Here is a 19,023-nt window from a genome sequence, read left to right on the forward strand (position 1 = left end):
CCCAGCAGGGCCGCGAGGGCTCCTGCCCCACGGCCGAGACCATGTGCCGTGCATGGCCTCGCTTCCCGACCAACGACGAATGAGAACCGTGACAACAGCGACTCTTTCCTCCGCCCCTCGCACCTCCCCCGTGAGCAGGCCGAACACCACTCAGGTCGGCACCATCGTGTGGCTCGCGAGCGAAATCATGTTCTTCGGTGCGCTCTTTGCCATGTACTTCACGCTGTACGGCGTTGTGCCTGAGGTGTTCTACGAGGGCCAGAAGAACTTCACGCTCAACTTCGCGATTACCAACACAATCATCCTGGTCACGAGCTCGATCACGTGCCAGATGGGCGTCTTCGCAGCCGAGAAGCGCCGTAAGCGCCGCACCGGTTCGATCGTCAACATTGCCGGTTGGGGCCTTATCGAGTGGTACACACTCACGTTCGTACTCGGCGCGATTTTTGTCTCCGGCCAGGTCTTTGAGTACGCCGAGCTCATCCACAAGGGCCTCACGATTTCGAGCACGCCGCACGGTTCGATCTTCTACCTCGCCACGGGCTTCCACGGCCTCCACGTCCTTGGCGGGCTCATCGCCTTCCTTTTTGTTCTCGCGCGCGCTTACGCCGCGAAGAACTTCACGCACCACGAAGAAGTCAGCGCGATCTGCGTGTCGTACTACTGGCACTTCGTCGATGTCATTTGGGTAGCACTCTTCTTCGTCGTCTACCTCCTCGATCCACTCGTCCTGCATACCGTCGAAGGCAATTGGGTCTTCTTCTAAAGTTTCCCTTGCTCGGATTCGCACCCTTTACCGAAACGAGGTCCTCACAGTGAAGGCTTTGGCCACACACCGCCATCACCCGATGGCGCTCCTTGCCATCATCCTGATGGCGTTGATCGCCACGGGCGGGTTGTTCGCCGTCCTCTCCCCCAAGGATGCGTCCGCCGAGGCCTTCTCGGCGTCGGATGTCGCCGAGGGTAAGAAGCTTTTCGTGTCGAACTGCGCGACGTGCCACGGCATGAACGGCGAAGGCCGTAAGGACGGCGACGGTAATACAAATGGCTCGTCGCTCATCGGCGTCGGTGCCGCAGCCGTCGACTTCCAGGTCGGCACGGGTCGTATGCCCATGCAGGAATCCGGCCCCCAGGCGCAGCGCAAGCCCGTGCAGTTCACTGACAAGCAGATCTCGCAGCTTTCCGCTTATGTCGCTTCACTCGGCCCCGGCCCGTCGATTCCCACTGAGGAGCAGCTGAGCAAGGAAGGCGCCGACGTCACCAAGGGCGGCGAGATCTTCCGCATCAACTGCGCCATGTGCCACAGCGCGTCTGCTGCCGGCGGCGCACTTACGGAAGGCAAGTGGGCCCCGACTCTTCGGGGTGTCGAGGACAAGCACATCTACGAAGCCATGGAATCCGGCCCGCAGAACATGCCGGTGTTTAACGACAACAACCTGAGCCCCGAAGACAAGCGCGACGTCATCGCCTACCTCAACCAGCTCGAAGAGAACGGCTCGCCCGGCGGCTACTCGCTCGGCGCGCTCGGCCCGGTCACCGAGGGCCTCTTCGCCTGGACGGCGATTCTCGCGATCCTGCTCGGCTGCGCTATCTGGTTGGGAGCTAAGGCAAAGTGAACGAACTGACCCACAACATCGACGGCACCTCACCGCGCAAGGGCGTAAGCACCGTCGCGCGCGCTGACGAAGGTGGTTTCCGTAACCCCGGTATTCCTCCCCACGAATATCGCCAGGCGGACCTCGACCCGAAGGCCGAAAAGCGTGCCGAGCGAATCGTCTCGCTGCTCTTCCTCCTCTCGATCTTTGGTACGGCGTTCTTTATCGCCTCCTACTTCCTGTTCAGCCCCACGGGCACAAACCTCCTTGCCGAGGAAGGCACGCTTTCGGCCGTGCACTGGTCGACACTCGCCATGGGCGTTGGCCTCGCCGTGGGCGTGTTCTTTATTGGCGCGGGCGCGATTCACTGGGCGAAAACCCTCATGCCGGATCACGAGGTCACGGAGGAGCGCCACGCGCAGCGCGGCGATGAGGAGACCCGCGAGGCGGCCTCGAACATTCTTGTCGAGGGCATCAACGAATCCGGCATTGCCCGCCGCCCCCTCGTGGTGGCGTCGCTCGTCGGTGCGCTTGCGGCGCTTCCGATCGCGGTGCTCTTCCCGATCTCGACTCTCGGCCCCTTGCCCGGGAACAAGCTCCACCACACCTACTGGGGCCGTGCGACCGAAAACAAGAAGCGCGTGCGCATCGCACGTGACCACGACCAGACGCCCATCAAGGCCTCCGACGTCACGGTCGGCTCGATCTTCCACGTGATGCCCGAGGGCCTCACGGAAGAAACCCCCGACTGGATCGAAGAGCGTGCGAAGGCCGCGGCCGTTCTCGTGCGTATTGACCCGGCTGATGGCAAGAGCGAAGCATCGCTTGAGGCGGGGCACGAAGGCATTCTCGCGTTCTCGAAAATCTGCACGCACGTTGGTTGCCCGGTTGCTCTCTACGAGCAGCAGACCCACCACATGCTCTGCCCGTGCCACCAGTCGACCTTCGATGTCACTGACGGCGCAAAGGTCGTGTTCGGTCCCGCGCACCGCCCGCTTCCGCAACTTCCCATCGAGGTTGACGACGAGGGCTACCTCGTGGCGACCGGCGATTTCCCCGAGCCCATCGGTCCCAGCTTCTGGGACATTCACAAGGAGAAGTAATTCCTCATGAGTGACACCCAGACCACCGGCCTCGACCGCGACTCGAAGACCTTCAAACTCGGTTCAGTTGGCGCAAGCTGGCTCGACGAGCGCACGAGCGGCGCCAGCATCGTCAAGGGCTTCGCACGCAAGATCTTCCCCGACCACTGGTCGTTCATGTTCGGCGAGGTCGCGCTTTACAGCTTCGTGGTGCTCATCATCTCGGGCATCTTCCTCACGATGTTCTTCGTTCCTTCGATGAACGAGGTCGTCTACGACGGTTCGTACACGGCGCTCCAGGGAGCGCACATGTCAGCAGCGTTCAACTCGACGCTGCACCTGTCATTCGACGTATGGGGCGGCCTTCTGTTCCGCCAGATCCACCACTGGGCTGCGCTCACGTTCATGGTGGCGATCTTCGTGCACATGTTCCGCGTGTTCTTCACCGGTGCATTCCGTAAGCCGCGCGAGCTCAACTGGCTCATTGGCTTCGGCCTCATGGTTCTCGCGATGCTCGCGGGCTTCTCGGGCTACTCGCTTCCCGACGACGTCCTCTCGGGTAACGGCCTTCGCATCGCCGATGGCGTCATGAAAGCGATCCCGATCCTCGGCACCTACATGTCGATGCTCATGTTCGGTGGCGAGTTCCCGGGCCACGACATTATCCCGCGCCTCTTCACGGTGCACATTCTCATCATCCCGGGTGCGATCCTTGCACTCATCGCGCTGCACATGTTCTTCCTCGTGATGCACAAGCACACGCAGTACCCGGGCCCCGGTCGCACCGACCGCAACGTTGTGGGCTACCCGCTGTTCCCCGTGTACACGGCAAAAGCTGGCGGCTTCTTCTTCATCGTGTTCGGTGTGCTCACCCTCGTGGGCGCGACGGTGGCGATGAACCCGGTATGGAACTACGGTCCTTACGACCCCTCCCCCGTGTCCGCTGGCTCACAGCCTGACTGGTACATGCTGTTCCTCGAAGGCTCGCTGCGTCTGATGCCGGGCTGGGAGCCCACGATCTTCGGCTACCCGATCTCACTCAACATCATCATCCCCGGCATGGTCTTCCCGGGCATCATGTTTGGCAGCCTCGCGCTGTATCCGTTCATCGAGCAGTGGGTGACGGGCGACGATCGCGAGCATCACGTGCTCGACCTGCCATACAACACTCCGGTGCGTACGGGCTTCGGTGTGGCGTGGATCGCCGCGTACCTCGTGTCGATTCTCGCCGGTGCGAACGACCTCATGGCCGTGGCGTTCCACATGTCGCTCAATAACCTCACGTGGTTCTTCCGCATCGGCATCTTTGCCATCCCGATCATCTCGTTCATCGTGACGAAGCGCCTGTGCCTTTCGATTCAGAAGCACAAGAAGCAGCTCGCCCTCCACGGCGTTGAAACCGGCAAGGTTGTGCGTATGGAGAACGGTGAGACGCTCGAGATCCACGAGCCGCTTAGCGAGTACGACCGCTGGGTACTCGTCAGCTACGACAACCACCGCCCGCTCCAAAAGGGCGAGGGCGTCTCGTCGCTGCGCGCAAAGGCTTCGAGCTTCTTCTTCAAGGATCGCGTGGAGCCTGCGACGCCTGCGGAGCTCCGCGAGGCACTTGAGCACTCGGGTCACGAGGAGCATAAGATCAAGGCTCTTATCGGCAGCTGATCGAGTACCCTCCTCGAATTCCATAGAGGTTGTGGGGGTTTGCCCCCGAGCGTTTGGCTCGAGGCAGGCCCCCACTTCTGTGTGTCAGGGCTTCTTCTGCTTCACCTCTTGCTTCCCTACCACGCCTCTGTTCCCTTTTCTTCTGTCCCTCTCTTCCCTCCTATCCGGATTGAGGGCAGTCAAACTTCGTTAGTTCGCGTGGTGGTTTTACGCCGGCAGTCCGACGGTCGCTGGGCTTTCATGTATGGGCGCCTCGCGCCACGAAACCGGCCACACGTCCAGAAGAAGCGCAGCCATTTCACACGCACCACAGCAAATGAACTCAGGTCTGCCCGAGCATCCACGTGTACTTTTCTACTCCCTATCCCACCAGAAGAGAGTTCGTCGCCCCCTGCCCTGAGCGCCCCACGCTTTACACAAGCACAGCGCTCAACCGGAAAATCGGATCCCCCAGCCAACGGCAAGAAGTCTCGCATTATTGCGTTAGAGCGCCCAAATCAATCACGTATCCCAAGTCTAGGCCCGCCGCCGTGCTTCTAGACGCCAGCGCGAGACCTCAAATCGCCCGAATGGGGTGGCGTCAATTCACTGACAGCGCTCGGAATCGTGCAGTGATTCCTGTACGATATTCGTGCAGCAATTCTTGCACGATTCATGGAGGTACGATGACACCCCGCAAATATCACCACCCGAATCCTGACGAAATCAGTTTGCCTAGGGTGCTTGCCGCCCTGAGCGACCCTACGCGGTTGGAAATGATCTGCCGCCTGGCCGACGGTCAAGAACATGACAGCCTCGAGCTCGCGGACGACCTCCCCCGTTCGACACTGACGTACCACACGCGCATGCTGCGAGAAGCAGGAATGACGTGGACGAGGAGCGAGGGCCGCGCATGCCTAATCCGGTTACGGCGCGAGGATCTAGATGAGCTGTTCCCAGGGGTTCTCGCGGCAGTACTCGCAAGCGCAGACTCCAGGGAGGCACAGGAATGATGCGTCGACTGTGGCCATTCGTGTTGGGCAGCGTCGCCCTCGGCTTAGACGCCTATGTTGTGGCGGGACTTCTACCCGACGTCGCATCTTCATTGGGAACTAGGGAAGCCGATGTTGGGTTAAGCGTTGCGGCATTCACGGGTTCTTACGCAGTCTCGGGCCCCTTGCTTGCGGGACGCGCTGGGCAGCGGTCACGACGCAGTTTGGTTACAGCCTTGCTGGTATTCACGGTAGCGAACCTGACCACGGCACTGTCACCAACGATTGAGGTCTTCCTGGCCACTCGTATAGTCGCTGGCGCAGCAGCAGGCGTGTATTCGCCACTGTCGTCCGCGGTAGCCTCAGAGGTTGTCGATCAAAAGCGTCGAGGCCGTGCGGTGGCTTTGGTCCTTGCCGGTCTGGCAGTCGGTACCGTGTTCGGCGTGCCCATCGGACTTCTCCTGGCCCGACTGTGGGGGTGGCGCGCGGCGATACTATTGATCGTGATGATTGGCTGCGCTGCACTAGCAGGCATAACGCTGCGCGGCGGCGAACTACCGTCAATTCCTGCGTCTAGCGCTGCTGACCGACTGCGATCCATCACAAGCCCACGCAATCTCCTCACGATTTCAGTAACTCTTCTCACCGCAGTGGCGTCCTTGGGACTCTACACCTACCTGACCGTCGTGTTATCCGCCGGAAGCCTAGCGTCGCATCAGAGCCTGGGGATTTGGGTCTGGGGACTCGGTGGGGCGCTCGGAGCACTAGGCATCGGACGGCTCGTGGACAGGTGTGACCCCTTGCGCTTGAGCGCTGTCATCCTCGCCGGCCTGACATGCGCGCTGATCGGCATGACTCAGGGGCATCTGCCAGGGGTCACCGTGGTGAGCCTGTTCATTTGGGGGCTGTGTGGTTGGTCATCCCTCGCGCCCCAGCAGCATGTGCTCCTGCAGGCGAATACAGCAGATGGTGCTACGGCCGTGGCTGCTAACGCATCAGCCAACTACCTAGGATCGGCACTAGGGGCGACTCTTGGCTCGCTGTTGGTGGCTGCGCACGTGGCGCCGGACGTGCTATGCGGTTCCGCAGCGGGTGTTGCCGCACTCGCACTGCTCTGTCAGATTGTTCGACAACGGGTGGGGTTCCAAAGCGTAGACGTGTAACCCTACACGTCTTCAAGCCGCTCCATCACTTCTCGATTCAACAGCCCTGGCTCTACTAGGACTCGCCCAGCGTCCAGGCTCCCCCAACAACTGCCAGGGAGCCTGGCCGACAGCGAAGCGCTAGCGCACCACTCGCGCCTAAGGCAGTCCAAGTGGAACCGCAGCTGACGCCCCACCAACACTCGCGGCACGGCGGCGACAGACCTGCAAAGCTGGGGGCGTGACGCACGCGCATTCGGGTCATGGCGAACCAAGCCCAATCAACAATCGGACCTTTCCACAAGAATCCAGCCAGTATGTGGCAAGGGTTACGCTCGTACCGCAATAGCAAGGATAAGTAGCGCGATGGTGTCGTGGGCGGATTGCACAATTCCCAATCTCCGAAATCAACGCCATCCACGCTAGCCCGGCCACTCCACCTTGCGTCCAACCACCTATCGGCGATCTCGGCCACGAGCCGTCGCGGTGTTCGCGATACACAGCAAAGTGCCCGGCGGACTCTTGCGAGCCAACCGGGCCTTCACTATGGAGCAGATGCCTGCGCCCTGTTTCAGGAGCGCCTAGGAGCCTTACTCTCAGTGGTTGTTGTGCCCCACGGAGTAGGCCATCACCCACATGACGACGCCAATCATGCCAATCACGATTCCGAGCGCGGTGATCCAGTGGGCGATCGGGAACCCGCCGAACGCGAGGGAAGCTCCGACTGCACACACGAGGGGTGCCCAGCTGTATGGGGCGAAGATGCCCTTGTGGCCAGCCTCTTCGTGAACCTCAGCATCGTCGTCGTCCTGGGCGCCGCCGCCGAAGCGGCGTTCGTTCATCCACACGTAGATGGCGATCATCCAGCACATCGCCGCGAGGGCAAAGAGTGCGGGAACACCGACCCATTCGATCCCGCCGGGATCGACATTGAGGGTGAGGAGGGTGTAAACGACGCCGACGACGGTCACGAAACAACCGATGAGGGCGAAGATGATGACGTTGGTGCGCATTCTTACTTACCTCCGTGGGCGCTAGCGAGTGTTGCCTCGTCGCGATTGACGTGAACCTGATCGACAGCGGCAACTTCGGGGAACTTCTGGTCGAAAGCCGGGCGTTCCGAGCGGATGCGCGGTAGTTCGGCGAAGTTGTGGCGCGGCGGCGGGCACGAGGTGGCCCACTCGAGGGAGGCGCCGTAGCCCCACGGATCGTTGACGGTGACCTTCTTGCCCTTCGTGTGGGTAAGCACAACGTTGAGGATGAACGGGAGGGTCGAGGCGCCAAGGATGAACGCACCAATCGTGGAGAACTGGTTCATCCACTGGAAGCCGTCCTCAGAGAGGTAGTTCATGTAGCGGCGCGGAGCACCTTCGACACCCATGAAGTGCTGGATAAGGAAGGTCATGTGGAAGCCTACGAGAAGAAGCCAGAAGTGGATCTTCGCGAGGTCTTCACGGAGCTTGTATCCGAACATCTTGGGCCACCAGAAGTAGAAGCCCGCGAACATTTCGAAGGCAACCGTGCCGAAGATGACGTAGTGGAAGTGGGCGACAACGAAGTAGGTGTCGCTCAGGTGGAAGTCGAGCACCGGGGTCGACAGGATCACGCCGGTGAGGCCACCAAAGAGGAAGGTGGTCATGAAGCCAAGCGTGAAGAGCATCGGTGATTCGAAGGTGATGGACCCGCGCCACATGGTGCCCACCCAGTTGAAGAACTTCACACCCGTGGGCACGGCGATCATCATCGTCATGAACGAGAAGAAGTCGAGCATGACGGCGCCGGTCGTGAACATATGGTGGGCCCACACTGTCACGGAGAGGGCGGCGATCGAAATGGTCGCGTAGACCAGGGTCTTGTAGCCGAAGATGGGCTTGCGGCTGAAGACGGGGATGATCTCCGAGGCAATGCCGAAGAACGGGAGTGCGAGCACGTACACCTCGGGGTGGCCGAAGAACCAGAAGAGGTGCTGCCAGAGGATCGGCCCGCCGTTCGCGGGGTCGAAGATGTTCGCGTCGAGCACGCGGTCGGCGCCGAGGGCGAAGAGCGCGGCGGCGAGCGGCGGGAAGACCATGAGGATGAGAATCGACGTGATGAGGATGTTCCACGTGAAGATCGGCATGCGGAACATGGTCATGCCGGGCATACGCATCGTGATGATAGTGGTGATGAAGTTGACGGCGCCGAGGATGGTGCCGAAGCCCTGCATGCACAAACCGAAGGCCCACAGGTCACCGCCGAGGCCCGGCGTAAAGGTGGTGTCAGAAAGGGGCGCGTAGGCGAACCAACCAAAGGAAGCCGCACCCTGGGGGGTGAGGAAGCCCGCGCACGCAATGAGGGCACCGAAAGCGGTGAGCCAGTAGGAGAACATGTTCAGGCGTGGGAACGCCATGTCGACAGCACCGATCTGCAGCGGCAGAAGGTAGTTCGCGAATCCCGCGAACAGAGGCGTGCCGAACATAAGAAGCATGATCGTGCCGTGCATCGTGAAGAGCTGGTTGTACTGGCCCTTCGACACGACAACCTGTAGACCGGGCTCCCACAGTTCAGCGCGGATGAGAAGCGCAAGCACGCCGCCAAAGCAGAAGAAGAAAAAGGCGGTTGCCATGTACATGATGCCGATCGTCTTGTGATCGGTCGTGGTGAGGAGCTTGAAGAACTGGTTACCCTTCTTCGTCTCAGGCTGTGCCGGGGCGAAGCGGCGCGTGGTTTCTGTGGTAGTAGTGCTCACTTTTTGGCATCCTCACGACGGTTTTCGATGCGGCGGTCGGAATCGTCCTTCATATTCCAGGACTTTTGGAGGCGGTTGAGGTCGTTCGAAAGCTGCCCCTCATTGCCCTTGGCACGCAGCTCTTCCATGTGCTTGTCGAATTCTTCCTTCGACACGACCTTGACGTTGAACAGCATGTCAGAGTGGTACTCACCGCACAGTTCGGCGCACTTGCCCGCATAGGTGCCTTCAATTTGCGGCGTGACCTGGAACGCGGTGGTGTGGCCGGGAATCATGTCTTTCTTGTACAGGAAGTCCACGACCCAGAAAGAGTGGATGACGTCGCGGGAGTCCAGCTGGAACTCGACGGTCTCACCGACGGGGAGATAGAGAGTCGGGAGATCTTCGGCTGCGCCTTCTTCGCCGGTGCGGAACGACTGGACACCCGGATCTTCGTGGACATCGGCGTCAACGTAGTTGAAGTCCCAGCTCCACTGCTTGGCAACGACGTTGACCGTGACATCGGGGTTCGGATCGAGACGCTCGATTTCGGAGATATCCCGCTGCGTGAAGTAGAAGAGGGTCATGATCATGATGACCGGAATCAGCGTGAAGGTCAGTTCGATCGGCACGTGGTAGCGCAGCTGAACGGGGAAACCCTTGTCGTTCTTCTTGCGGCGGTAGGCGATCGCACACCAGAAAATGAGGCCCCACACAAGGAGACCGACGGCGAGGAGGGTAATCCACGAACCGGTCCACATCGTGATGATGCGGTCTGTCTGGTTCGTGATCTGGTGGGTGGTGTCACCAGGGAGGAATCCTCGCTGCTGCTCTTCCGTGCAGCCCACGAGAGCAAGCGCCGTAAGGGCGAAAGCGGCGATGGCCTTCGGCATCCGGCGACTGCGTTCCGGGGTTTGGGGGATCACAGGCTGACCTTCCGTGTATCGCGTGGCGAATCGGCTGCGGGGAGATTCGCGCTCGATTGTGCTGTTATTTCGGGCTCTTCCCTCCCGGCTGGCACGGGGCGCACGCCTGGATCGGGACGAGAGTCCTTAGTCATCATACGCGACTCGCCACTAAATGTGGCCTTCACAGCCGCTTTTCGCGGATTCGGTGAGGTTTGCTCAGTCACGTTTATGCCGGTAGGGGCGTTTATATCGGGGTTCGGGGTCGGCGGCGGGGTCCGACGGCTGCGTACTTAAAGGATGAGTGGGCCACCGCATGTGCGGCAGCCCACTCGTGTGACTCAAAAAGGACTGTGCTCAGGCGAAGGAATCTCCGCATGCGCACGAGCTCGAAGCGTTGGGGTTGTCAATCGTGAATCCCTGCTTTTCGATCGTGTCGGAGAAGTCGATCGTCGCGCCGGAGAGGAACGGGATCGAGTTCTTGTCCACAACGACCTCTACCCCGCTGAAGTCCACGGTCGCATCTCCTTCGAGCAGGCGCTCGTCGAAGTAGAGCTGGTAGATGAGCCCCGAGCAGCCGCCGGGCTGCACGGCAATGCGAAGGCGCAGGTCATCGCGGCCCTCTTGCGCGAGCAGCTGCTTGACCTTATCGGCGGCCACCTGGGTGAGGGTCACGCCGTGGGCGGGAGCCGTCTGTGTTTCGGTCGTAGTCATGGTTCCTCCGTTAAGTCCGGGTAGGTGACGCTTAACGTCACTGTACGCGGGCCCACCTCACGCGGTCTATGACGCGTGGGCATTCCCTCGTCACGTGTGACTTAGGCGGTTTCCTTCGGGTCGAGCTCGGCAGCGCCGAGCAGGATGAGCGCTTCGGCGACGCATACGCGCTCGAAGTCGCCGAGGTGGAGCGATTCGTCGACGCCGTGTGCGCGCGAATCCGGGTCTTCGACGCCGGTGACGAGCACGTCGGCCTTCGGGAACAGCTCGAGCAGATCCGAGATGAACGGGATCGAGCCGCCGAGCCCGGTATCCACGGGCTCAACTCCCCACGAGTTATGGAACGCGCGGCGCGCAAGATCCATTCCCTCGCTGCTCGCGGGTGCGAGGAACGGCTTGCCCGCGTCAACGGGGGTGAAGGTGACCTTGGCCGCAGCGGGAGTGTGGGCCTCAACGTGCTTTTTGAGCACTTCGGTCGCGTGTGCCGGGTCTTCGCCCGGGGCGATGCGAACGCTCACCTTGGCGCGGGCTTTCGACACGAGGGTGTTGGAGGCCTGCTGCACGGGCGGCGCATCAATGCCGATGACCGAGATCGCGGGCTTGGTCCACAGGCGCGACGTGATCGAGCCGTCACCCGCAAGCGGCAGCCCTTCGGGAACGCCGGCGTCGCGGCGGAAGTCCGCTTCCTCCATGTCGACCTTGGGGGCTTCGGCAACGTGAAGTCCCTCAACGGCAATGGTGCCGTCCTCGTTGTGGAAGGTGGTGAGGATGCGCGAGAGCTGCGTGAGCGCATCGAGCACCGGCCCGCCGAACATGCCCGAGTGCACAGAGTAGTCGAGAACCTGGACGTCGAGCTCGAAGGCGACAACGCCGCGCAGGCTCGTCGTGAGGGCGGGGCGGCCAACGGCCCAGTTCGAGGAGTCGGCCACAACGATGATGTCGCTGCGCATCAGGTCCTGGTGCTTTTCGAGGAATGGGCGGAAGGTCTCGCTGCCGTATTCCTCTTCACCTTCGACGAACACGACGATGCCCACGCCGGATTCTTCGAGTTCCTCTTTAAGGGCGCGAAGCGCGGTCACGTGCGCCATAACGCCGGCCTTGTCGTCGGCAGCTCCGCGGCCATACAGGCGGCCGTTTCGCTCGGTGGCCTCGAACGGCGGGGTGGTCCACTCGGATTCGTCGCCAACGGGCTGCACGTCGTGGTGGGCGTACAGCATCACGGTCGGCTTTCCGGGCTTCGCTGGGCGGCGGGCAAGAACCGCGGGGGCGCCACCGTCAACGGACTCGATGCTCACTTCGGGCATGCCCGCATCTTCGAGGAGCGACGCCACCTTCTCGGCGCTCGCCTGCACGTGCGATTGATCGTAGCCATCGAAGGCAATCGAGGGGATCGCTACGAGCGCGGTGAGATCCTCGAGTGCTTGGGGTTGAAGGGCTTTGACCTTGTCATTGATGGCGTCGACGCTGAGCGACATTCCTCTTCTCCTTCCGCGTGGCGAGCGCGATACTAGCTTTGGCTCCACCGTATCCCCGCAAGCGTCGGAATTCCTCACGAAACTCCGTACCAACCGCGCGAGTCCGGCCCCCGGGAGACTAAGCTTGGCCAGGTGAATACCGAGACCCCATCCGAGCACTCCCCTAGCCCCACTCGCGCTGAGCACTCCGCGACGACCCCGAAGAAGGGGCGTCCAACCCGCTCGCGCAAGGAAGCTGTCGCCGCGCGCCGCACGCCTCTCGTGCCGAAGGACCGCAAGGAAGCAAAGCGTCGCTCCAAGCAGAAAGATCGCGCCGCCGCAAACCGCGAACATCAAGCCCTGCTCGCCGGTGATGAGGCGCACTACCCCGTGCAGCACCGAGGCGCCGATCGCCGCCTCGTGCGTGACATCGTCGATTCGCGCCACAACGTCGCTGAGTATTTTTTGCCATTCGCGCTTATCGCGATGCTGTTCCCGTTCGCCATGCAGCTCATCGACCCGGTGAAATTCCAGGTCGTCTCGATCGTGTTCCTCGTCGTGCTGTGGGCGGGCATCCTCGTCGTCGTGATCGATACGTTCCTCTTGCGCCGCAAGATTCGCAAGGTTCTTACCGAACGCTTCGGCGTGGTCCCCGCCGGCATGGTGTCGTACGGCCTTCTTCGTTCAACGAACATTCGCCCGTGGCGTATGCCTAAGCCGCAGATCAAACACGGCGAGGCTCCGCGTCCGTAAGACTTCGTCACACGCGAAAACCCCCGGCCCGAACTTTCGTTCGGTAACCGGGGGTTTCCTGTCAGGCGGTTTTACTTGGCCGTGTCCGACGCCTGCTCAGCTTTCGCCGAGTCCTTGTCTTTGGCCTTCTTCTCGGGCTTGAAGTCCACGCCCGCTTCCTTGCGTTGCTGCGGCGTAATCGGCGCGGGAGCGGCGGTCAAGGGGTCATAGCCGTTGCCGGTCTTCGGGAAGGCGATGACATCACGAATCGAGTCGGTCTTCGCGAGGATCGACACGATGCGGTCCCAGCCAAACGCGATGCCGCCGTGGGGCGGTGCGCCGAATTTGAAGGCTTCGAGGAGGAAGCCAAACTTCTCCTGCGCTTCCTCTTCTCCGATGCCCATGAGATTGAAGACGCGCTGCTGCACGTCTGCCTGGTGGATACGGATCGAACCGCCACCGATTTCGTTGCCGTTGCACACGATGTCGTAGCCGTAGCTCAGTGCCGAGCCCGGGTCGGTGTCGAAGGTGTCGAGGAACTCGGGCTTCGGGGACGTGAAGGCGTGGTGCACGGCGGTCCATTCGCCGTGACCCACAGCAACGTCGCCCGCGGCTTCCGCGTCGCCCGCGGGCTCAAACATGGGCGCGTCCACGACCCACACAAAGGCGAACTCGTCGGGGTTGATGAGGCCGAGACGGTCACCGATTTCGTTGCGCACGGCACCGAGGAGCGCGCGTGAGCTCTTGGCGTCGCCCGCGGCGAAGAACACGCAGTCGCCTGCACTCGCACCAACCTTTTCGGCGAGGCCGGCCTTCTCGTCGTCGGAGAGGTTCTTGGCGACGGGGCCGCCAAGCGAACCGTCTTCCTGGAAGAGAACGTAGGCGAGGCCCTTCGCGCCGCGTTGCTTCGCGAATTCCTGCCACGCGTCGAGGGTGCGGCGGGGCTGCGACGCGCCGCCTTTCATGACGATCGCGCCAACGTAAGGGGCTTGGAACACGCGGAAAGGCGTGTTCTGGAAGTATTCGGTCATCTCGGTGATCTCGAGATCGAAGCGCAGGTCGGGCTTGTCGGAGCCGTAGCGCGCCATGGAGTCGCGGTAGGTGAGGCGCTTGATCGGGGTCTCGATGTCGTAACCGATCTGCTTCCACACGTTTACGAGAACCTTCTCGGCGAGCGCGATGACGTCTTCCTGATCCGCGAAGCTCATCTCGACGTCGAGCTGCGTGAACTCCGGCTGGCGATCCGCGCGGAAGTCTTCATCGCGGTAGCAGCGGGCGAGCTGGAAGTAGCGTTCCATACCGCCAACCATCAGCAGCTGCTTGAACAGCTGCGGCGACTGGGGAAGCGCGTACCACGATCCGGGAGCGAGGCGCGCGGGCACGAGAAAGTCGCGCGCACCCTCGGGCGTCGAACGGGTGAGGGTCGGGGTTTCGATTTCGACGAAGTCTTCGTTGAGGAGGACCTCGCGCGCGGCCTGATTCGCCTTCGAGCGCAGGCGCAGCGCGTATGAGGTTTCCGCACGACGCATGTCGAGGTAGCGGTAGCGAAGGCGCGCCTCTTCGCCAACCTCGCTGTGCTCATCGAGCTGGAACGGTAGCGGGGCCGCGGGGTTGAGCACCTCAACCTCGCTTGCGATGACCTCGATGTCACCCGTGGGGAGGGCCGGGTTCTCGTTACCTTCGGGGCGGCGCTCGACCTTGCCGGTCACCTTGAGCACAAATTCATTGCGGAGGTGGTGGGCATCTTCCTCGCGCACGACGACCTGAGCAATGCCGGACGCGTCACGCAGATCAAGGAAGGCCACGCCGCCGTGATCACGGCGCCTTCCGATCCAGCCGGTGAGAGTGACGTCCTGGCCAATGTGATCTTCCCTGAGATCACCGGCGCGGTGAGTGCGAAGCATGAGGATTCCTTTGACTTCGAGGTGGTCGGTGGTGGGCGGCGCGTAGGCGTTCAGCCCCCGCACGGGGCGGGGCGGGGCGCAAGAGGCCGCAATCCGCACCAGTTTAGCGCGCACCAGGTTCGGGTGCAGTCCGACGCTTGCTGGGCAACCGTCAGATCTCCTTCCCTCCCGCATCCCCCTCCCCCCCTGCTTCTTGCTTCAGTCCCGCCACATCCTTCACTTCCTTATCTCGACAGTGGTGATTTTTCGTGCGAATACCCTGTTCCATGTCGTGAGGTGGCGATTTTTGGCGTTTTCACCCGAGTCGCGTGGGCGAAACGGATCAGGGGGCCAGATGGAGGTGACTATTGTCGCGCGCGGATCCCCTCCCCTCGCGCCTACCTCTTCCGTAAGCTGGTTCCAGCACGTGTGAGCGCCATGAGGGCGCGATGAGAGTGGCGCCGCTCCGGACGGCGCATTTTTTGTGTGCGGGGATGCCCGCGGGAACGTGCTCGACCAAATGAGGGGCCGATGAACGGCCCGCAAGTGTTCACGTGCGTTTTCCGGGGCGGGCGTGTGCGATGGCCCGGAAGGACCCAAAAATGACGACTGATAGCACCGACCGCACCGAAACCGCTCTCGAGAACCGCGAGGAAATTGCGGAAGCGCTCGAAATGGACGGCATGGCAGCTCCGAGCCCCGACAGTGTCGAAGACGCACCGAACGCGACCGACGCCCCCGAAGCCTCCCATGACGATGAGCGCGTCCGCTTCGACGAGCTCGGCCTTCCGCCCGAGCTGCTCGCCGCCGTGCGCGACCTCGGGTTTACTCACCCCTCCCCCATTCAGGAACGCGCAATTCCGGCTCTGCTTGAAGGCCGTAGCGTTTTGGGCGTCGCACAGACGGGCACGGGCAAGACCGCAGCATTCGGTCTCCCACTCCTCGCGGAGGTCCGCGCCTCGAGGAGCGCCACGCAAGGACTCGTTCTGGCACCGACCCGAGAGCTCGCGATGCAGGTGGCCGAGGCCATTCATTCATTTGCGACCAAGCTCGATGGCGTGAACGTCGTAAGCGTGTACGGCGGTGCTCCCTACGGGCCGCAGGAGCGCGCCCTCGCGCGCGGCGCCCACGTGATCGTCGGTACGCCCGGGCGCGTCATCGATCACCTCAAGCGCGGCAACATCGTGCTGGATCACCTCTCGACGCTCGTTCTCGACGAGGCCGACGAAATGCTTCGCATGGGCTTTGCCGAGGACGTTGACGAGATTCTCGGTTTCGCTCCACAAAAGAAGCGCATGGCGCTGTTCAGTGCAACGATGCCACCCGCAATCAAGCGCGTCGCCGAGGAGCACATGCCTGACGCCGTGAGCGTTGCCGTCGCCCGCCAGTCAACGACCGTGACGAGCGTCGAGCAGACGTACGCCGTGGTGCCATTCCGCCACAAGACCGGTGCTCTCACGCGCATCGTCGAGACGACCGACGCCGATGCGACGATCGTGTTCGTGCGCACGCGCAGCGCCGCCGAGGAAGTTGGAACGGCGCTCATTGCCCGAGGCATCGTCGCCGCAACCATCTCGGGTGACGTCCCCCAAAAGGAGCGTGAACGCATCGTCGAGCGTCTGCGCGACGGCTCTCTCACGGTGCTCGTCGCGACTGACGTCGCCGCGCGCGGTCTCGACGTTGAGCGTATCGGCCTCGTGGTGAACTTTGACATTCCCTCCGAACCCGAGGCCTACGTGCACCGTATTGGCCGCACCGGTCGCGCGGGTCGCACGGGTAAAGCCCTCACATTCGTGGCTCCCCACGAAAAGCGCAAGCTGCGCAATATCGAGCGCACGACCCGCCAGGAGCTCAAAGAAATTCAAATCCCCTCGCCCCTTGATGTCTCGCGTCACAAAATGAAGAAGGTTCTCGCGGAGGTTCCCGGGCGCCTCGAGAAGGGGCGCCTCAACCTCTACTTCGATCTTCTCAACGAGTTTTTGGCCGAGAACAACGTCTCGGTCGAGCAGGTTGCCGCGGCTCTCGGAGCGATGACGGTTGGCGACGACGGCCCTCGCGCACACGAAGACGACTTCACTGGCGCGAGCTTCCGCGACAAGGGTGAACGCGGGAAGGGCAAGGATCGGAACGAACGCCGCGACCGTGGGGAGAAGCGTCCCCGCCGTTCGAGCGCGGGATTTACGACCTACCGCATTGCGGTGGGCAAGAATCACGGGGTGCGGCCCCAGTCGATTGTGGGAGCCATTGCAGGTGAGGGCGGCCTCAACGGCCAGGATGTGGGGAAAATCGATCTTTTCCCGTCGTTCTCACTCGTAGAGCTTCGCGACGGCGTCGACGAGGCTGCTCTCGCGCGCATTGGTCGCGCCCGAGTGGGCGGCAAGCCCATGCGCATCCAGGTAGATCAGGGCCCCAAGAAGGGCGGCAAGTTCAAAGCTCGCAAGGGTAGGCACTTCGACGATCGCGGCGCAAAGAAGTCGAATCGCTGGTAGAAGGGCGATACTCCTCACAGCTCCCACCATGCGCTCCTTTACAGGCGTCACCAGGGTGTCCACGGTAGAAGAGGCCGCGTTTAATATGCACGCATAAGTAACATGCGTTTTCGCGGTGCCCTATCCCCTATCGCGCCACGAAAGGACTGGCATGGACAACCCCGCATCCACCGCAGGGGACCGCTTTGTGCGTGAGGCCGAGCGAGATCGCGCTGTCCAACAGGACCGCGCGTTCCTCGGCCACCCCCGCGGCCTTGCAACGCTCTTCGGTCTCGAGATCTGGGAGCGCTTCTCCTACCTCGGTTTCCAGGCGATCCTCGCCCTCTACTTCGCCGATGCCATTGCGAATGGCGGCATGGGCTTCGAGGAGGGCGTCGCCTCGAGCATCGTCGCCGCCTACGGCGCACTCGTATATCTCCTCTCCATCGTGGGCGCGTGGATTGCGGATCGCATCATCGGCACCTATCGCACGGTACTTTTCGGAGGCATCATCATTGCCGCCGGACACATCTTCATGGGCATCCCCGCGGCCTTCTCCACCTGGTTTGGTCTCGCCCTGATCGTTCTCGGTACGGGTCTGCTCAAGCCGAATGTCTCGACCAAGGTCGGTGAGCTCTACTCGAGCGAGGATGAGCGCCGCGACGCTGGCTTCTCCATCTATTACTCCGGCATCAATATCGGTGCGTTCCTTGGCCCCATCATCGCCGGCTGGCTTGGCCAGGAGATCGGTTGGCACTGGGGCTTCGGTGCAGCTGCCGTGGGCATGATCGCCGGTGTCATCCAGTACGTGCTCGGCTCCACGCATCTCGCGGGTAACGAGGCGGCAGCTCGCATCCGCGCCGCCTTCCGTGCCGACCGCGGCTTCTGGGCAACAATTGGGCTCATCGCGGCTGCGGTGATCGCCGCGGCTCTTTTCACGGTCCTTGCGGAAGACGGAATCAATGCCCTCGTGAACGTCATCTCGATCGTGAGTGCGATCGTGCCGATCGTCATGCTTGTGCTCATGGCCCGCTCCCCCAAGGTCACGAAGGCTGAGCGCGCGAACCTCATGCCGTATTCGCTCTTGCTCATTGCCCTCGTGGCGTACAACCTCATGTACTTCCAGACGGGCAATACGCTCAACTTCATGGCGCTCAACCGCACCGAGAACTCTCTGTTCGGTTGGGGCTACCCCTCGACGTGGTACATCTCCCTCACCGCGATCGTCGAGATCATCATGGGCCCGGTTCTCGCCCTCCTGTGGGTCAAGCTCGGTAAGCGCCAGCCGCACGTGGCGGCGAAAGTTGGCCTTGGCACCGTGTTCGGTGGTGCCGCCTTCCTCGTGGTGGCCCTCGGCGCGAGCGTGAGTGGCGAAGCGGCGATGCTCTCGGCGATCTGGCTCGTGATCTGCTATATCTTCCTCGGTCTCGGTGATCTCGTGCTTCAAACGAGCGGCATGAGTGCCACAACGAAGCTCGCCCCGCGCGCCTTCGCTTCGCAGACGATGGCCGTGTGGTTTGCAGCGATGGCTCTTTCGCAGGGCATCCAGGCGCAGATCGTGAAGTTTTTCGATTACGACAACGCGGCGCTCTACTTTGGCATCCAAGGTGCGCTCGTCGTGGCCTATGGCGTTTTCCTCATGGCCATCACGCCATGGCTCAAGAAGCGCATGACCCTCGTGGGCTAACACGGTTTCGCCGCTTTCCAACTC

The 19,023-nt window shown here is 62.1% G+C and carries 14 protein-coding genes; 8 read left to right on the forward strand and 6 right to left on the reverse strand.

Annotated elements, in window-relative coordinates:
• Positions 1-79: 79 nt before the first annotated feature.
• The 5 genes from ctaE to DAD186_RS06005 all read left to right on the forward strand — a co-directional run bounded on the left by ctaE (position 80) and on the right by DAD186_RS06005 (position 6,470).
• A complete protein-coding gene (gene ctaE / locus DAD186_RS05980) occupies positions 80-766 on the forward strand; it encodes an aa3-type cytochrome oxidase subunit III (RefSeq protein ID WP_065247913.1) in 687 nt (228 codons plus the stop codon).
• Between the two features lie 49 nt (positions 767-815).
• Positions 816-1,616 carry a cytochrome bc1 complex diheme cytochrome c subunit gene (gene qcrC / locus DAD186_RS05985; RefSeq protein ID WP_065247914.1) on the forward strand — a complete coding sequence of 267 codons (801 nt, stop codon included), beginning with the start codon at positions 816-818 and terminating at the stop codon, positions 1,614-1,616.
• A 5-nt stretch (positions 1,617-1,621) separates the two neighbouring features.
• On the forward strand, positions 1,622-2,698 hold the full coding sequence (qcrA, locus tag DAD186_RS05990; RefSeq protein ID WP_065248761.1) for a cytochrome bc1 complex Rieske iron-sulfur subunit: 1,077 nt from the start codon (positions 1,622-1,624) through the stop codon (positions 2,696-2,698).
• Positions 2,699-2,704: 6 nt separating this feature from the next.
• Positions 2,705-4,336 (forward strand): cytochrome bc1 complex cytochrome b subunit, encoded by a 1,632-nt coding sequence (qcrB, locus tag DAD186_RS05995; protein ID WP_065247915.1) that lies wholly within the window; start codon positions 2,705-2,707, stop codon positions 4,334-4,336.
• A gap of 991 nt (positions 4,337-5,327) precedes the next feature.
• Positions 5,328-6,470: an MFS transporter gene (locus DAD186_RS06005; protein WP_236886300.1), complete on the forward strand. Its 1,143-nt coding sequence runs from the start codon at positions 5,328-5,330 to the stop codon at positions 6,468-6,470.
• 575 nt (positions 6,471-7,045) lie between these two features.
• Here the strand turns inward: DAD186_RS06005 and ctaF are convergent.
• From ctaF to DAD186_RS06030, 5 genes are all read right to left on the reverse strand, one after another.
• A complete protein-coding gene (gene ctaF / locus DAD186_RS06010) occupies positions 7,046-7,462 on the reverse strand; it encodes an aa3-type cytochrome oxidase subunit IV (protein ID WP_065247918.1) in 417 nt (138 codons plus the stop codon).
• A 2-nt stretch (positions 7,463-7,464) separates the two neighbouring features.
• Positions 7,465-9,177, reverse strand: a complete 1,713-nt coding sequence (ctaD, locus tag DAD186_RS06015) for an aa3-type cytochrome oxidase subunit I (protein ID WP_065247919.1) — start codon at positions 9,175-9,177, stop codon at positions 7,465-7,467.
• Complete coding sequence (gene ctaC / locus DAD186_RS06020; protein WP_065247920.1) at positions 9,174-10,082, reverse strand: aa3-type cytochrome oxidase subunit II; 909 nt, start codon at positions 10,080-10,082, stop codon at positions 9,174-9,176. Before ctaC ends, ctaD begins: the two co-directional genes overlap by 4 nt.
• 336 nt (positions 10,083-10,418) lie before the next feature.
• Positions 10,419-10,775 (reverse strand): HesB/IscA family protein, encoded by a 357-nt coding sequence (locus DAD186_RS06025; protein WP_065247921.1) that lies wholly within the window; start codon positions 10,773-10,775, stop codon positions 10,419-10,421.
• 101 nt (positions 10,776-10,876) lie between these two features.
• Positions 10,877-12,250, reverse strand: a complete 1,374-nt coding sequence (locus tag DAD186_RS06030; protein WP_065247922.1) for a dipeptidase — start codon at positions 12,248-12,250, stop codon at positions 10,877-10,879.
• Positions 12,251-12,382: 132 nt separating this feature from the next.
• Here DAD186_RS06030 and DAD186_RS06035 point away from each other — a divergent pair, with 132 nt between their 5' ends.
• A complete protein-coding gene (locus tag DAD186_RS06035) occupies positions 12,383-12,982 on the forward strand; it encodes a DUF3043 domain-containing protein (protein WP_065247923.1) in 600 nt (199 codons plus the stop codon).
• Positions 12,983-13,053: 71 nt separating this feature from the next.
• On the opposite strand, the gene aspS is transcribed toward DAD186_RS06035, so the two are convergent.
• Positions 13,054-14,865: an aspartate--tRNA ligase gene (aspS, locus tag DAD186_RS06040; protein WP_065247924.1), complete on the reverse strand. Its 1,812-nt coding sequence runs from the start codon at positions 14,863-14,865 to the stop codon at positions 13,054-13,056.
• A 581-nt stretch (positions 14,866-15,446) separates the two neighbouring features.
• Here aspS and DAD186_RS06045 point away from each other — a divergent pair.
• Complete coding sequence (locus tag DAD186_RS06045) at positions 15,447-17,333, forward strand: DEAD/DEAH box helicase (protein ID WP_065247925.1); 1,887 nt, start codon at positions 15,447-15,449, stop codon at positions 17,331-17,333.
• Between the two features lie 151 nt (positions 17,334-17,484).
• Positions 17,485-18,999 (forward strand): peptide MFS transporter, encoded by a 1,515-nt coding sequence (locus DAD186_RS06050; protein ID WP_236886217.1) that lies wholly within the window; start codon positions 17,485-17,487, stop codon positions 18,997-18,999.
• Positions 19,000-19,023 lie beyond the last annotated feature (24 nt).

Source organism: Dermabacter vaginalis (assembly GCF_001678905.1).
Classification (GTDB): Bacteria; Actinomycetota; Actinomycetes; order Actinomycetales; family Dermabacteraceae; genus Dermabacter; species Dermabacter vaginalis.

Excerpts from the sequence above, each read along its gene's own strand:
- DAD186_RS06025 (WP_065247921.1), bottom strand. The coding sequence starts at position 10,775 with ATGACTACGACCGAAACACAGACGGCTCCCGCCCACGGCGTGACCCTC.
- DAD186_RS06050 (WP_236886217.1), top strand. The coding sequence starts at position 17,485 with ATGGACAACCCCGCATCCACCGCAGGGGACCGCTTTGTGCGTGAGGCC.
- DAD186_RS06045 (WP_065247925.1), top strand. The coding sequence starts at position 15,447 with ATGACGACTGATAGCACCGACCGCACCGAAACCGCTCTCGAGAACCGC.
- DAD186_RS06030 (WP_065247922.1), bottom strand. The coding sequence starts at position 12,250 with ATGTCGCTCAGCGTCGACGCCATCAATGACAAGGTCAAAGCCCTTCAA.
- ctaE (WP_065247913.1), top strand. The coding sequence starts at position 80 with ATGAGAACCGTGACAACAGCGACTCTTTCCTCCGCCCCTCGCACCTCC.
- aspS (WP_065247924.1), bottom strand. The coding sequence starts at position 14,865 with ATGCTTCGCACTCACCGCGCCGGTGATCTCAGGGAAGATCACATTGGC.
- qcrB (WP_065247915.1), top strand. The coding sequence starts at position 2,705 with ATGAGTGACACCCAGACCACCGGCCTCGACCGCGACTCGAAGACCTTC.
- DAD186_RS06005 (WP_236886300.1), top strand. The coding sequence starts at position 5,328 with ATGCGTCGACTGTGGCCATTCGTGTTGGGCAGCGTCGCCCTCGGCTTA.
- ctaF (WP_065247918.1), bottom strand. The coding sequence starts at position 7,462 with ATGCGCACCAACGTCATCATCTTCGCCCTCATCGGTTGTTTCGTGACC.